This is a genomic window from Paenalcaligenes niemegkensis, assembly GCF_022230885.1.
GTDB classification, from domain to species: domain Bacteria; phylum Pseudomonadota; class Gammaproteobacteria; order Burkholderiales; family Burkholderiaceae_B; genus Paenalcaligenes; species Paenalcaligenes niemegkensis.
In genome coordinates, this window is record NZ_JAKGCT010000004.1 from 1,932,283 (window position 1) to 1,946,293 (window position 14,011).

General features: G+C 51.9%; 15 protein-coding genes and 2 pseudogenes. 7 read left to right on the plus strand and 10 right to left on the minus strand.

What is annotated here, in order from left to right; translation table 11 throughout:
• Nucleotides 1-140: 140 nt before the first annotated feature.
• On the minus strand, nt 141-1,349 hold the full coding sequence (locus L1889_RS13420; RefSeq protein WP_238665522.1) for a TIGR03862 family flavoprotein: 1,209 nt from the start codon (nt 1,347-1,349) through the stop codon (nt 141-143).
• A gap of 266 nt (nt 1,350-1,615) precedes the next feature.
• Between L1889_RS13420 and L1889_RS13425 the strand changes: the two genes are divergently transcribed.
• Nucleotides 1,616-1,795, plus strand: coding sequence for a CsbD family protein (locus L1889_RS13425; RefSeq protein ID WP_238665523.1), 180 nt, complete (start codon nt 1,616-1,618; stop codon nt 1,793-1,795).
• A 52-nt stretch (nt 1,796-1,847) separates the two neighbouring features.
• On the plus strand, nt 1,848-2,222 hold the full coding sequence (locus L1889_RS13430; RefSeq protein ID WP_372871604.1) for a hypothetical protein: 375 nt from the start codon (nt 1,848-1,850) through the stop codon (nt 2,220-2,222).
• 69 nt (nt 2,223-2,291) lie between these two features.
• Here the strand turns inward: L1889_RS13430 and L1889_RS13435 are convergent, their stop codons facing one another.
• From L1889_RS13435 to L1889_RS13460, 6 genes and pseudogenes are all read right to left on the minus strand, one after another.
• Nucleotides 2,292-2,924 (minus strand): energy-coupling factor ABC transporter ATP-binding protein, encoded by a 633-nt coding sequence (locus L1889_RS13435; protein WP_238665524.1) that lies wholly within the window; start codon nt 2,922-2,924, stop codon nt 2,292-2,294.
• A 16-nt stretch (nt 2,925-2,940) separates the two neighbouring features.
• Entirely contained in the window at nt 2,941-3,615 is a 675-nt protein-coding gene (locus L1889_RS13440) for a CbiQ family ECF transporter T component (RefSeq protein WP_238665525.1), read from the minus strand.
• The gene (locus tag L1889_RS19250; RefSeq protein WP_372871606.1) at nt 3,615-3,725 is read right to left on the minus strand and encodes an energy-coupling factor ABC transporter permease; all 111 of its coding nucleotides are present in this window, start codon (nt 3,723-3,725) and stop codon (nt 3,615-3,617) included. Before L1889_RS19250 ends, L1889_RS13440 begins: the two co-directional genes overlap by 1 nt.
• 80 nt (nt 3,726-3,805) lie before the next feature.
• Nucleotides 3,806-4,209 (minus strand): annotated as a pseudogene (locus L1889_RS19255) (energy-coupling factor ABC transporter permease); the annotation flags it as partial.
• A 15-nt stretch (nt 4,210-4,224) separates the two neighbouring features.
• On the minus strand, nt 4,225-4,728 hold the full coding sequence (locus L1889_RS13455; protein WP_238665528.1) for a NikL family nickel/cobalt ECF transporter subunit: 504 nt from the start codon (nt 4,726-4,728) through the stop codon (nt 4,225-4,227).
• Nucleotides 4,729-4,732: 4 nt separating this feature from the next.
• Nucleotides 4,733-5,431, minus strand: coding sequence for a DUF4198 domain-containing protein (locus tag L1889_RS13460; protein WP_238665529.1), 699 nt, complete (start codon nt 5,429-5,431; stop codon nt 4,733-4,735).
• Nucleotides 5,432-5,682: 251 nt separating this feature from the next.
• On the opposite strand from L1889_RS13460, the gene nikR reads away from it, so the two are divergent.
• Nucleotides 5,683-6,120 (plus strand): nickel-responsive transcriptional regulator NikR, encoded by a 438-nt coding sequence (gene nikR, locus L1889_RS13465; protein WP_238665530.1) that lies wholly within the window; start codon nt 5,683-5,685, stop codon nt 6,118-6,120.
• Nucleotides 6,121-6,171: 51 nt separating this feature from the next.
• On the opposite strand, the gene L1889_RS13470 is transcribed toward nikR, so the two are convergent.
• The 3 genes from L1889_RS13470 to L1889_RS13480 all read right to left on the minus strand — a co-directional run bounded on the left by L1889_RS13470 (nt 6,172) and on the right by L1889_RS13480 (nt 10,178).
• On the minus strand, nt 6,172-8,385 hold the full coding sequence (locus L1889_RS13470) for a DUF5710 domain-containing protein (protein WP_238665531.1): 2,214 nt from the start codon (nt 8,383-8,385) through the stop codon (nt 6,172-6,174).
• 120 nt (nt 8,386-8,505) lie between these two features.
• Nucleotides 8,506-9,234 carry a SapC family protein gene (locus tag L1889_RS13475; protein WP_238665532.1) on the minus strand — a complete coding sequence of 243 codons (729 nt, stop codon included), beginning with the start codon at nt 9,232-9,234 and terminating at the stop codon, nt 8,506-8,508.
• Nucleotides 9,235-9,383: 149 nt separating this feature from the next.
• Nucleotides 9,384-10,178 carry an alpha/beta hydrolase gene (locus tag L1889_RS13480; RefSeq protein ID WP_238665533.1) on the minus strand — a complete coding sequence of 265 codons (795 nt, stop codon included), beginning with the start codon at nt 10,176-10,178 and terminating at the stop codon, nt 9,384-9,386.
• A gap of 86 nt (nt 10,179-10,264) precedes the next feature.
• Here L1889_RS13480 and L1889_RS13485 point away from each other — a divergent pair.
• The 4 genes and pseudogenes from L1889_RS13485 (at nt 10,265) to L1889_RS13500 (ending at nt 13,812) form a co-directional block, all read left to right on the plus strand.
• A pseudogene (locus L1889_RS13485) lies at nt 10,265-11,316 on the plus strand (FecCD family ABC transporter permease).
• Nucleotides 11,317-11,321: 5 nt separating this feature from the next.
• Nucleotides 11,322-12,107, plus strand: a complete 786-nt coding sequence (locus tag L1889_RS13490) for an ABC transporter ATP-binding protein (protein ID WP_238665534.1) — start codon at nt 11,322-11,324, stop codon at nt 12,105-12,107.
• 11 nt (nt 12,108-12,118) lie between these two features.
• Nucleotides 12,119-13,252, plus strand: coding sequence for an ABC transporter substrate-binding protein (locus L1889_RS13495; RefSeq protein ID WP_238665535.1), 1,134 nt, complete (start codon nt 12,119-12,121; stop codon nt 13,250-13,252).
• 89 nt (nt 13,253-13,341) lie between these two features.
• Nucleotides 13,342-13,812 (plus strand): alpha/beta hydrolase-fold protein, encoded by a 471-nt coding sequence (locus L1889_RS13500; protein ID WP_238665536.1) that lies wholly within the window; start codon nt 13,342-13,344, stop codon nt 13,810-13,812.
• Nucleotides 13,813-14,011: the final 199 nt, after the last annotated feature.

Sequence of the window (14,011 nt, forward strand, 5' to 3'; positions counted from 1 at the left end):
CTCGTTGTATAAGCCAAAGTAGACAATCACCCGATAGACGTCAGGCCACTCACGGTGCTATCCAACCCACCCTCGTCTCTGTTGATGCATTCAGGCAAATTCTAGGCCCACATAAGCGCCGTCAGCCCCCAGCCTGCCCCCTATTTCAACCATTGCTCGACCCCCATCGCGGCTACTTTTCCGCTGGCAAAGCAGGCCGTCAACAGATAGCCGCCTGTTGGCGCTTCCCAATCAATCATTTCACCGGCACAAAATACGCCTGGGAGAGCCTTCAGCATCAGCTTCTCGTCAATGCTCTGGAAGCGTACTCCTCCTGCGCTGCTGATAGCCTCAGCTATAGGCTTGATGCCGGATAAGGTCAATGGCAGCTTTTTGATTATTGAGCTAAGAGCGCTGGCGTTCTCAAAGACGCTGGCATCAGCACACTCGCGTAACAACGCCATTTTCACGCCTTTTAAACGCAATCGATTATCAAGGTGGCTGGCCCATGAACGGCTGCCTCGCGGCATAGCAACGATCTGATAGATTTGTTCTGGCGTGCGGTCAGGAAGCAAGTCTATGTGCAGGGTTGCACTTCCATTGGCGAGCAAACGGTCACGCAGGAGTGATGACCAAGCGTAGACCAGGCTGCCCTCTATGCCGGTTTCGGTAATCAAGCCTTCGCCTCGCTTAAACGGGAGGCCTTCAGGCGCCATGGCGACGGATTTCAGTGGTTGCCCTGCAAATCGTTGGCTAAAGTAAGGTGACCAATCATATAAAAAGCCGCAGTTTGCCGGCAGTAGCGGGGCTACCGAGACGCCCTTCTCTTTAAGGGGTGTCAACCAGCGTCCATCGGACCCAAGGCGAGGCCAGCTAGCCCCACCCATTGCCAATAGCGTCGCTGAAGCTTGGTGGTGATACATACCCTGAGGCGTTTCAAAGCACAGCTCCTGACTATTCCAGCCAGTCCAGCGATGTCGGGAATGAATACGCACGCCGCTGGCACGCAGGCGCTGCAGCCATGTCCTCAGCAATGGAGCGGCTTTCATTTCTTTAGGAAACACGCGCCCCGAACTTCCAACAAAGGTCTCTATACCTAAATCGTGCGTCCACTGGCGCAATTCCTGCGCACTGAACGCCCCTAACCAGGCAGCAACCTGGGTCTCATGTTCGCCATAGCGGGATAAAAAACGTGCAGATTCTTCGCTATGAGTGAGATTTAAGCCGCCTCGCCCGGCGAGAAGGAACTTACGCCCCACTGATGGCATGGCATCGAAGACGTCAACTTGAAAACCGGCGTTAGCAAGCGTTTCAGCGGCCATTAATCCTGCAGGGCCGGCACCAATAACGGCGACTGAGTGGGTAGGCATAGATTGCGAGTCAAAAAGCCGCGAATAGCAGCGTGGCGCAGATTATAGCGCCTGCAGGCATCGGCTTGGGCTTGGAGCTGAAGAGTAAGTAAACACTACCAAGCCGAGGCTTTTCCCTACGACGCTCATATACAAGGTTACGAACTAAGCGTATTCCTCTCACTTATCAAAGCCCAAACTGGGTAGTATGAAATTACGTTAGCTGCCACCACTTAGGGTGTGCCAGTTAACGTCCAACCGATGCACAACCTCGTGGAGACGTCATCATGGACAAAGACCGAATCAAAGGTGCGGTAAAAGAAGTTAAAGGCAGCGTTAAGGAAGCGGTAGGCAAGGTTACTGACGACCCGGTAACTGAGGTCAAGGGCAAGGTCGAAAAAACCACCGGTACGGCTCAGCGGAAAATGGGGCAGACCAAAGACGCTATCCGGGATAAAAGACCATAGGTGCCAACGTAATTTCTTTTTACCTAATTCGTTAATCAAGGAAGTGATCACTATGATGAAGCTCAATAAAAAACTCGCCACAGCAAGCGCGTGCATTGCCTTGTTCGGCGCAGGCTTTGGATCACAAGCGCTCGCAAATGCAGCTCACTCCAAAGATGCTGTCAGGGCCCAATACCAAACCGACATGGAACGTTGCGAACCCATGCAAGGCAACGACAAAGATGTATGCGAGCAGCAAGCCAAAGCCACTCGTGATAACGCCAAAGCAGACGCAAAGGCAGGAAAGGAAGCCTCTGAAGCCAAGCAAGACGCCAATGAGGACAAACGAGATGCTAATTACAAGGTAGCCAAGGAAAAATGTGATGCTATGTCCGGCGATGCCAAAGACAAGTGTATTGCTGACGCCAAAACCATGTATGCACAATAAGTAATTTGCATACCTTTGCAGACTTTCAGGGTCTGCAAAGGGCGGCGCCGAGCGACGTAAATCAGCGGCTTAAGAGTCTAGACGAACCACATCGGTGGCCAATGCCCTTTCACAAAAATCATCATGAGTGGTGAACAGCATAGGTAACTGGCAGGCCAGCAGGGCATCATGAACCCGTTGCGCCGATCTTTTATCCAAAGAGGCCGTAGGCTCATCCAGCAATAATAGCTGCGGACGCATCGCCAATACCCCCGCCAAGGCAACCAGGCGCTTCTGCCCACCCGACAGCACAGCACACGAGCGATCAGCAAGATCACTAATCCCCAAAGAGCTCAATACCTCCCTAGCTACAAACGTAGCTTCTTCAGGAAGCAAACCTTGATTCAACGGGCCAAAACGCACATCATCCAGAACCGTAGGACAAAACAGCTGATCGTCCGGGTTTTGGAACATAAAACCCACTGGGCCACGCAAGGCCTCAAAACCAGCGCCTTGGCTGACATCAACATTCAAAATACTCAGGGCATCGGCTTTAAAGGGAATAAACCCCATCAGGGCGTTAAGCACCGTGCTTTTTCCTATGCCTGACGAGCCGCGCAATGCAACCCGTTGCGTCGAATTAATGCACAGATCAAGCCTTGTAATCAAAGGCTTTAACGACACATCAATACATAAGTTTTTAGCCACTAAAGCTGGAGTCATAAGGGCAGCCACAAGGTCAGCAAAATAAACAGAAGCACCGCAAAAACACGGTACCAATCAGGCCGTAAAATCGCTTTTTTTGTCGATAAAGAAAGATGCCGTTATAAGATCGTGCCTGCATGGCTCGCGACACCGACGTCGCGCGATCGAGCCCGTCGAGCAGCAAGCGGGCAAAAAAGATGCCATAGCTTTTATAAACATGCCTGGACGGTCTGGCTACAAAGGCTCGCACGCTAAGGCTACGTTCTAGACGATCACGGCTTTGCTGAAACTCAGCCAGATAGCGCACCATCAAAAAACTGAGCAGCGCAAACTTTTTAGATCGACTGATGTCGGCCACTGCTCCGGCGATACTCTCTGCACTCAACCCCTTCAGACAGGCAGCACATAGCAGCATAGCCGCATTGGCGCGGGCTACCGCCAATAAAGCCAAGGAGTACCCTGGCTCGACCCACTGCCAGGCTCGCCAGTCAACGGCCACAAACGCAAACAAAAAAAATAACAACAGATTTGCGGGAAGCAGGCGTTTAAACAAGGTTTTGAGCTGATCTCGGTACACCCAAACAGACAGGGGCAATAGCGCTAATGCCACAATGGCCACCCTAAGCAAATCTGTCGCCAGAACTACCGCCAGGCTACCCGCGAAAGCCAAGCCTATTCGCAAGCGAGAATCGGCTATACCCAGACCCATCAGGCCGAACGCAGCAGCAGCTCAGGCCTGAGCTTCAGCAAGGCCTGCAAAGCCAGAGCCGTAATGGCCGCTTCAATGAACATAACTGGCACATGCACGATAAGCAGCATGTAGATAGCGTGAGTAAAAACATGCCCCCGCTCGCAAACAATAAGACCGAGGCAACAATAGCTGCCCCGCTGACGCCAATGAAAGCAGCGATTACCCCAGCTACAAGTGGGCGTCGATATAGCAGATGAGCGCTAAAGTAATAGGCCGCGACCGCGGGCAAACCCATGATCAGCACATTGGCTCCCAAGACCGCGAAGCCACCAAAGCCAAACAAGGCTGCTTGCAATATCAGCGCCACGACAATGACGGGAATAGCAGACCAGCCCAGCAACACACCTAATAAACCATTCAACAGCAAATGAACGCTTCCAGGCCCGACGGGAATATGAACCGTGCCAAGTGCAAAAAAACACAGCCTAAGATAGCGGCCAGCGGTATTGCCTGCTCTGATAAGTTACGCACACTCCAGGCGGTCGCCAGTGCTGCCACGCCCAGCGTCGCAAGCACCACAGGAGCCGATAGAATACCTTCAGATAAATGCATACGCGTTGTGTAAAGTCAGGGCTTGCGACGCCGTAAATAAAATAAGTACAAGCCGGCCAAACCGACTATGTAGCCAATCCCTCCAACAATATCCGATAGGCGAATGCGGGCCTCAAGCCGGGCAATATCCTGCCTCAGCAAGGCAATATCCGCAGCATCGATTTGCATCGTTCCGTTATCGGCCGAGCGCGGGTTCTGAAGCAAGATGTCTGCTTGCGCGCGATGCCCTTCCATGCCGTAAGCTACAACTCGATACGATCCGGGGGACAAGTCGCTAAAAGTAAAATTGCCGCTTCCATTGGTTTGCACAGAAAGCTGTATCTGCTTGCTGTCAGGTGGGGAAAACAGCTCCACCGCCTCATCGGCTGCTGGCGTACCATCAGAATAAAAAGCCTGCCCGCTAATCGCCTCCTGCCCTGCGTGGGCAGAGACCAATAGCGCATGGCTCAGGGCGGGACCACTAAACAGTACCGCCAACCCTAAAAACAACCCACATGCGCGTTGTAGAGTGGTCAACATGGCGCTACTTTATGGTCGTGAATACAAGATTGACATTAACCGCATACACATCTGTCTCCGGATCATCGCTGACCTCAAAACGGTGAGCGGCAGAGACAAATGTCTCGCCCCCAGTCAAGGACAAAACCGCTTTGCCATCAGCATCGGTAAGCAGCTGGCTGTCTTCAGCATCATTCAGAGCGATTTTCCAGCCTGCCGCAGGCTTACCCTCGAACAGCACCTGCACCGCAAACATATCACCCGCTTTGGGCTGCGTAGCGCTTAAAGGAATAATCTCGGCCTGTACACCCGTAGCAGTGGAAGCAAATTCGCTCCAGCGTAGAATGTTCTTATGAAACTTTATCGGATGCGAGGATGTTTCCGCCCCCGGATTCTGGCTTTTGGGAAGATTGACTGTCTTCCCGCCTTTGGCTTTACTCCAGTATCCGTTGTCAAACACGAGGGTCATCATCGCCGGATCGCCCTCTACGGTAATGGTAACCGTGTCGTTGACGTGTGCACGTTTGATAGCCAGCTCGTCGCCCTCTGAGTTCCACGCAGAGACTGCCTTAACTTTATCAACCTCATAAGCTTCTACCTGACCAGCATGGCCATAAACGACTTCGTAAGCGTCACCGGCAGGAGCAAGCCAGGCGTCATGAGCCTGTGCGGTAGAGATCAAGCCCAACGAGGCAAAAATGGCTAAAAATGCAAGTTTTTTCATATGATTTATTCAGGATATTGAGCAGTATTACTGGGCCCAATGATTGGCAAAAAGGAACGTGAGTATGATAAATTTAAAATTCATCACACGAAAATAGCATAGCATAGCCCCGTGCCAAATCAAGCGATTAATGACCACACGCCTGCCTTCTGCCAGATGCCTGCGGTTCTTTCTGAAGCGAAAATAACTAAAGCCTTATAAAATAAGCGGAGCTTCGGCTAACAACTTCTAATTTCCCCCAAAGGACCCTCATGAGGCGCCTCACAATTTCCGTCGACAACGCACTGGCCGATGCCTTTGACGAACTGGTTAAAAAGAAGAGTTACTTAAATCGTTCTGAAGCGTTTCGCGATCTCGTTCGCAAAGAACTGGGCGACGCTGAACTGGAGGATAGTGACTCAAGCTGGTGTGTGGGCACGTTAACGTATGTATATGATCATCATGCCCGTCAGCTAGCCAATCGCTTAACCGAGATGCAGCACAACCATCACGACATCGTGGTGGCCTCTCAGCATGTCCACCTTGATCACAACAATTGCCTTGAAACTCTTATTATGCGGGGCAGAGCCAACGAGGTAAAAGCATGTGCCCACGCGATCACTTCCCAGACAGGAGTGCACCATGGCAATCTGCATATTATTCCTGTCGAGCTAAGTTCGCCCAGCACGCGCATGGCGACTAAATTCTGAAGCCGCAGTGTGCCGCATTATCCATATAACCATGTCTATGGCTGAGCTTTCTTATTTAGACGACAGCCATCTTTCGAAGGCCGCCGCATCAACTCCCGCTGGTACATACCAACGTTTGATGCCTGGGTCCCACATCGCCCCAAGAGCCTTGGCTTCATCCTTTTCAGCAAAGGGCACCACAAGATCAACTCTTTCGCCACTGCGCGCGGGCTCTTGCACCCTGAAGCGGCTAGGGCCTGAACCCGTCATGGCCTGTACATAAGGCTGGGCTTTCTCTCGTAAGCGATTGCTGGCCAAGGCCTGATTCGAACGGTCCCAGGTCTGATTGATGCCCAGGCGCGCAACAAAAGGACTCCGCCACGCTTCATCTTTAGGCACTAGCAGGCTTAGTTGCTGCTGGGTACGCGTCACCGCCACGTAAAACAGATTTTCCTCTTCTAGTGTGGTGACCGTATTTAAAGGAAACTCATCTTTGTGCAAATAAGGAAGAATAACGTGAGGGTATTCTTTGCCTTTGGAGTTCGCAACACACTCTAAACGCACTGCCTGACCATGCGGGCTCTCGGCCTTGACTGAGGGATCCAGTTCAATAAGCCAGGCATAAAAGCTTCTTACCGATACCTGTTTCTGCTCGGCTACGCGAATAAAGCCTGCAATGGATTTCTTGATAACCAGTGCCTGATGTTCATGTACAAACAAGCGTTGGGCCACTGCAGAAAAGTCTAAAATATTGCAGACCTCGTGCAAGACTTCATGCGCCAAGCCTTCATCGGCCTTAACTCGTAAGTACTCCAGAGCTTGCGACATCCGCTTAGCGGGCAAGGCAGGGGCTGTGCGCAGAATTTGTCCGCTGTAAAAAAGGGCCAGCATTTCAGGGTGTTCGGCGATGTCATTTTGCGCCAAGACCAGATCATCGTCGGAAAGATCCAGCTCGGCAAAGAATGCAAGGGCTCCCACCATCTCGCGGCGTAACGCATGTGAGGGCACATCGGCCAGTGCAGACAGCGCCAACGCCATCAGGCCCCGAATAAACACGATCTCACGCCGCATCAAGTAAGGTGTAAAGCCCTGAGCCACATAAGGCACTCGTGCTGTCAGCAAAGCGCTTTCGACGGCGACAGACTGATGCTCGTCGCGCAACAATACGGTACACCCGCTCAGGGTATTGCCAGCATCAGTCCAGCCTTTGATCGCTTTCAGGCAGGCCAGGCCGCCGGCATCAAGATCTGCATGGTCATAATAAGCAGTATCAATCTGCGTATGCAAAGGCAAGGCTGAACTAACCAGTTTATTTTTAAAATGCTCAACGGCGAATGCCAAATGTGGTCCGTGACGATAAGTTTGTGTCAGAGGCAGCGAGCGGGCATGCGAATAACGCTGTTTAAAACGATCGAGCAAAAAAGCCTCATCTGCTCCCAGCTCTCCATGAATAACCTGATCTTTATCACCTGCCCCTACAAAGTAAACATCCCCTTTGTCGAGCAGTGCGCACAAAATACTGAACGAAGCTTCATTCAGATCGTGCAGTTCATCGGCCACCACCAGACGATAGGTCGGCAAGGCATCATGCCAATGCGCTTCATAGCTCAGTAACTGCGCCAGATCGTAGGTAGCATCATAAGGGCCTCTGAATACCACCCCTTCGTAACTGTCATTTCTAAGCGCTTCGTATTCTAGGGTAGTTAAGTAATCAGTCAGCGTAGCTTTGGCGTTGATGGCCACATCTTCAACATTCAGACCCAGGTCATCATCCTCAAAGCTCATCGATGCCTTTAAGCGTTGCTGACAATCTAAAAACTGGCTTAAAGCCACATGGTGTGTGCGTATATCAAGGTATTCGTAGCGATGAGCATATTTCAGGCTGACGCGCTCGATAGCTTCTAATACGTAAGGGCGTAATTCTTCTGCCTGAGTGTACACAGGCACTGTGACACTTTCTGCGCTGGCTAACATCTCTGTAGCAAAACCGTCGAAGCTGCGTATGCGTATCTGTCGCAAGTGATGCCTGGCCACACCAATTTCAAGCAGACGCTGCTGCAAGATTTGCCTGGCCTCATCGGTGAAAACCAACGCCAGAATCTTGGCTGGCGCCATTCCCCGTGCGAGGGCCTCCGCAATGCGTAGTGCTAACGTAGTTGTTTTGGCAGCACCGGCATTGGCATGCACCAAACTAATCCGCCGCTGAGATAGCTGAATAGCCAGCTGTTCCGGGGTAGGTATTATGTTTTTAGGCACAAACCGTGCATTGGCAGAGGTAGTTGTCATGAGTTCATTTTCGCTGTTGGGCGCGTTCTTGTATAGCAAGAACAAAAAAGCCATGCTTTGGCATGGCCTTTAGCACGGCTTTTTTGTGAGGCAGGACACAGCCGCCCAGAATCAGACTTCTTATTTGGTTGTCAGGCGCTCTGCACGACGAGCCAGGTTCTGGATATTTCCCAGTGACGCCCGATGCAGTTCAATTAAGGCCAATGCCCCGTTGTGAAACAGCTCAACCACCATTTTGTCGTCAAGCTTATCGAATTTTTCGTCGTTAACAACCCAAAACCCGCTTAACACTTTATCTTCACCGTCTTGGGTAACCGTAATAGAACGTGCCTCGAGCAAGCCCATCTTGTATAGACGGCTGGCAAATTTCTGGCTGACCGAAATTTCATTTTGATAAGCACGCAGAAATTCCATGAGCTGTTTTAGGTAGGCCGATTCTTCACCGTTTTCAAAGAAAGCCAACCCATCATCTTTACCCAGACCAGAGTAGCTTTCATCGACATAGACGGCGAGGGAGCTTTTATCTTCAGTGGTGCCCAAGATAAAAGGATAGCGTCTTGCGAAACCCGGAATATAGGCGTCTTTATCCCAACTGCCTTCCGGCGATACGAAGAGGTTAGAGGCGTTCTCTAGCCCCATCAACGCAACCACGTGAAACTGATTTTCTTCGCTTTGAATAAAAACCACAGGGTAATTGCGTGAGGCGTCAGCGAACTCGCTGATCGACAATGGCATGGCATTGGTCGTACGCGCGAACTCGTAATGATTATCGCGAATGTTGATCTTCAAATCGTGATGTTCAGTTTTATTCAGCGCAACCGTGCGCTCGTAAAGCATAGGGCCAGACATGGTGGACTCCAAATACAGATAAACCCCATTCAGAAATGGGGGCGGTGCCGCAACGCTAGTCACCACACTCGACATAAAAAACTGCCCACATGTCAATCACGGGGCAGCAGTTCGTATTTTACCTTTTTATGGTCCGCCTGTATTGCCCGCTAACTAAACAGGCGGCGCCATGCTGTTGCCGAGGCGTTGCCATGATCTGCCTCGGCTACGACTTCGAAGTAAAGATTGAAACACGAATAAGCGCGCAGCGCATGAGCCAGCTCGCGGGCTCCGTCAACCATTCTGCGCTGCTGGCGTCGCTGCTGATTACGCATTTGCTGCTGTTGCGGCAGCGCCTGATCTGCAGGCCCCAGGCCTTGTTCGTACTGACCAACACTTATATAGACTTCCGCGCCCGGATGGAATCGACGCAAGCTTAAGCATTGTGAAGCATGATTAAGCAAATAGAAATCAGACCACCAGACCGAAGGGCTTGAAATCACATAGCGGTTAAAGCTGATAGGCGCCGTCAACATGTAGTGACTAACGAACAGGCCAGCCAGTGAATGCCCGCATAAGGACCGTCTTAAAGGATTAACCGGCAAAGCCTGCTCTATTGTGGGCGCAATCTCGTTGATAAGCAGATCGGCTAAAAACCCAAAGCCCCCCGAGCCTTCGGGCTGCAGAGTGGCTGCATAGGTTCTGTCGATAAGCGGCGTGTAGGCATAATGACGCTGCGCCGCGTTCGCAACGCTTATGCCCACCACTATGCCCTCAGCATCCTGCGGAATTGTATTGGCAGATGTCTGACCTTGCGTCGCCCGCAAAGCCATCCAAAACTCTTTCTCATCCAATATATACGAAACGGGCCAACCCTCTTTGGGAGGCACCGCCTGAGGCCATGCGAGGTTAATATGGAAAACGCTGCCCTCTGCGGCTTCAAGCGTAAAACGTACATGGTTCATGACAGCCAAACTCTATTCTTGCGCACAATTGAGAGATCAATCCACTATACTCTTATCTTTGTAAACGGTTCTCATTTAAATTCTTAATGCTTTCTGCCGATCATACTCGCTCTGCGGCCACCCCCTATCACGAGCTTTTGCGTTACCGTTGGTTGCTGATGGCGACTTTAGTGTTTGTCATCGTACTTTCTGTTCTAGCTGACTTTACCCTGGGGCCGTCGGCGCTAAGCTGGTCAGAGTTATGGCAGGCCCTGATGAACCCTGCAGGCGAGCAAAGCACTACAAGCGTCATTGTATGGCAGCTACGGCTTCCTTACTCGATGATGGCAGTGGCCATCGGTCTGGGCCTGGGGCTGGCGGGTGCAGAAATGCAGACCATCCTGAATAACCCCTGGCCAGCCCCTTTACTTTGGGGATTTCGTCGGCTGCTGCCTTTGGCGCATCTCTGGCTATTATTCTCGATCTGTCATTACCCGGTCTGCCCCACTCCTGGATGGTAGCGGCGAATGCTTTCATGTTTGCCTTGTTCTCAGCCCTGTTGCTTGATGCGGTCGCTCGCTGGGGCTCTATGAGCAGTTCCGGTCTCGTCCTGTTTGGTATTGCCCTGGTCTTTTCATTCAATGCACTAGTGTCATTGATGCAGTTTGTCGCCAGCGCCGAAGACCTTCAATCCCTGATCTTCTGGACAATGGGTAGTCTCTCCCGCGCCACGTGGCCCAAAGTAGGAGCGATGTTTCTGGCAGTACTGCTGATTTTGCCACTGGCCATACGCGACTCCTGGAAGCTTACCGCCCTTCGGTTGGGTGAAGATCGCGCCTTCAGCTTTGGCATTAACGTGCAACGCCTGCGGCTTACGTCCTTATTGCGCATCAGTCTGCTGGCCGCCCTTGCGGTGTCATTTGTGGGCACAATTAGCTTCATTGGCTTAATCGCCCCTCATATTGCGCGTCGTCTGTTTGGGGAAGATCACCGCTTCTATTTGCCTGGCAGTGCCTTAATTGGCGCCCTGATTCTGTCATTAGCCTCCATCGCATCAAAAAACATTGCCCAGGGCATTATTATCCCGGTTGGTATTGTGACCTCGCTGGTGGGGGTGCCGTTTTTCCTGATGGTGGTATTACGCCGCCAGGGTAAGTAGCTGCTATGCTAGAAATCAACAATCTCAGCCTTTCCTACGGAAAGCTACGCATTATTCATGACCTCAGCCTGCTTCCACTACAAAGCGGACAAGTCATTTCACTACTGGGCCCCAATGGCAGTGGCAAATCCACGCTACTTAAAGCCCTGGCCGGACTGCTTAAGCTAAAGCATGGCGAGATCATTCTGGATGGAAAAAATCTAAATCACACCAACTTCGAGCAGCGGGCACAGCATGTGGTTTATCTCCCGCAATCACTTCCTGCCTCTGTTCATTTGCGGGTATTTGAGTCGGTATTAGTAGCCGCCAAAGCTTCGGCTCTCGCCCCTGGCTTGCAAGCGGTCGACGACACCCAGATTCTTGATCTCCTGAAACGCCTGGGCATTGATCACCTGGCTATGCACTATCTCGATCAATTGTCTGGCGGACAAAAACAGTTGGTGGGTCTGGCCCAGGCGCTGATTCGCCGTCCGACGCTATTACTGCTTGATGAACCCTTGTCGGCACTTGACTTGAACTATCAGTTTCATGTCATGGACTTACTACGCCAGGAAACCTATCAGCATGGTTTAACCACGCTGATAGTGTTGCACGACCTCAATGTAGCGCTACGTCACAGCGACTACGCTATTTTGATCAAGAAAGGCGAACTACTGGGCGAAGGCCCTCCGAACGACGTCATTACCGCCGACTCACTGGCAGAGGGCTATGGCGTAATTGCCCGTATAGAACCCTGCTCCAAAGGCAGCAATCAAGTCATGATCGACGGCTTGCGCACGCCCATCACCTAGGTACCCGAACCATGAAAAACCGTTTGTTATCGTTACTTTGGGCAGCAGCATTCAGCGTGTTAGCGCTCAGCGCCAGTGCACAGCCTGTGACCGTAGTAGACGCATTGGGTAGATCTGTCACACTTGAAAAGCCCGCTACTCGCGTTGTGCTGGCTCAGGCTCGACACCTGCCCGTTCTGGCTTTGCTGCATCCTGATCCTGTCAGCATTTTGGCAGGGTGGTCGGACGAGTTCCGCACGTCCTTTTCTAACGAGTATCAAAACTACCTGCAGCGCTTTCCCGATATTGCCAATGTGCCGACTGTGGCACGCCATACCGCCGATAGCTTTTCAGTTGAGCAGGCATTGGCCCAACGGCCCGACCTGGTGGTACTTACTGCCAGTTTTGCTGGCATTTCCAAGGGACAGCCTCCTGAAGACTCTGTCTTGCTGCGACACTTTTCTGCTGCAGGCGTACCCGTGATTATCATCGATTTCTTCGTTGATCCTCTACAGAACACGGTACCCAGTCTGCGTGCATTAGGCTCGGCCATTGGCCAAGACGAACGCACCGAGTCGTTCATTGATTTATACCAGTCGCATATGCAGCGGGTGGCAGACCGCCTGGCCGATCTTGATGCTGAAGACCGCCCGCCCGTTCTCCTGCATGCCCATGCCGGCAGTACCGACTGCTGCAACTCGCCTGGAACAGGCACCTTCAACGACATGATCAGCTATGCGGGTGGACACAACATAGGCAGTGATGTGCTGAAAACAGTCACCGGCCGTCTGAATTTTGAATACATATACAGCAGCAACCCAATGGTTTATGTGGCCACGGGCACAGGTGCAGGCAAACGTGCCAACGCAGGTTTGCGCATCGGCACCGATGTGAGTCCGGAGGAGGCTCAAAACAGCCTTGAGCGCATCATTGCGGCTAACCGACTAAGCTCACTGCCTGCCATGAAAGCCGGCAATGCTCACGGTATTTGGCACGCATTTAATGATTCGCCGCTGCATGTTGTGTTCATTGAGGCTCTGGCCTCCTGGATTCATCCGGAGCGTTTCCAAGATGTCTCCGCAGCCGACACCTTGAATGAGATCAATGAGCGCTTCCTCACCGTGCCTCTGAAAGGAACATACATGGTGGATATCCAGGATAACTAAGACCTAAGACGCAAAATATCAAAAATGATGTCCGATCCTATCGAGCACTCGCTTGTTGACCCAGTGGGCCAAACGCATCAACTGCATATTTGGCCCGTCGCTGGCGACCACCCCGCCCCCTGCTTTTACTTCTGGATGGCGACTGGTTAGGGGCGGACATCCAGCATATATCCAGTGCTATCAACAGACAGCAAGTCCACATCGCTACTTTAGGCTACGGGCTCAGCCATGCAGAAACAGCGGCCCAACGTGCTTTTGATTTCAGTCCCAAAGCGCCTGGTAGAGAACAGGTAGACCCGCGGGTAGCAAGCTGGCAATGCGGTGGCGCTGATGCTTTTTCGGCCTTCCTGGCTAACAGCGTTATTGGCTATCTGCGCTCTGAGCTCAATGTAGAGCAGCAGAAAACAGGGATATTCGGACATTCGTATGGTGGCTTGTATTGCCTATACGCCTTATTGACCCAACCCGCCCTTTTTGACTTTTATTATGCAGCGAGCCCGGCGCTATGGTGGCATTGGCCACTGATTCCAGAGCTTGTCAGCAAGTCCCCCTCAGCTTGAAACGAAGTACTTGCAGATAATGGCAGGGGAAAACGAACAATGGCATGCCAAAGCAGCAGCTCCTGGCCAGATCAGGTCCGGCGGATCACCCACGCTTCCTCTAATCAGAAAGTTTATGACCGCATTACAGGAAGCTCAGCATTTTTCTGCCGACCTGCAACTGTTTGCTGCTCAAACGCATGGGCCCATGCTTCATCTT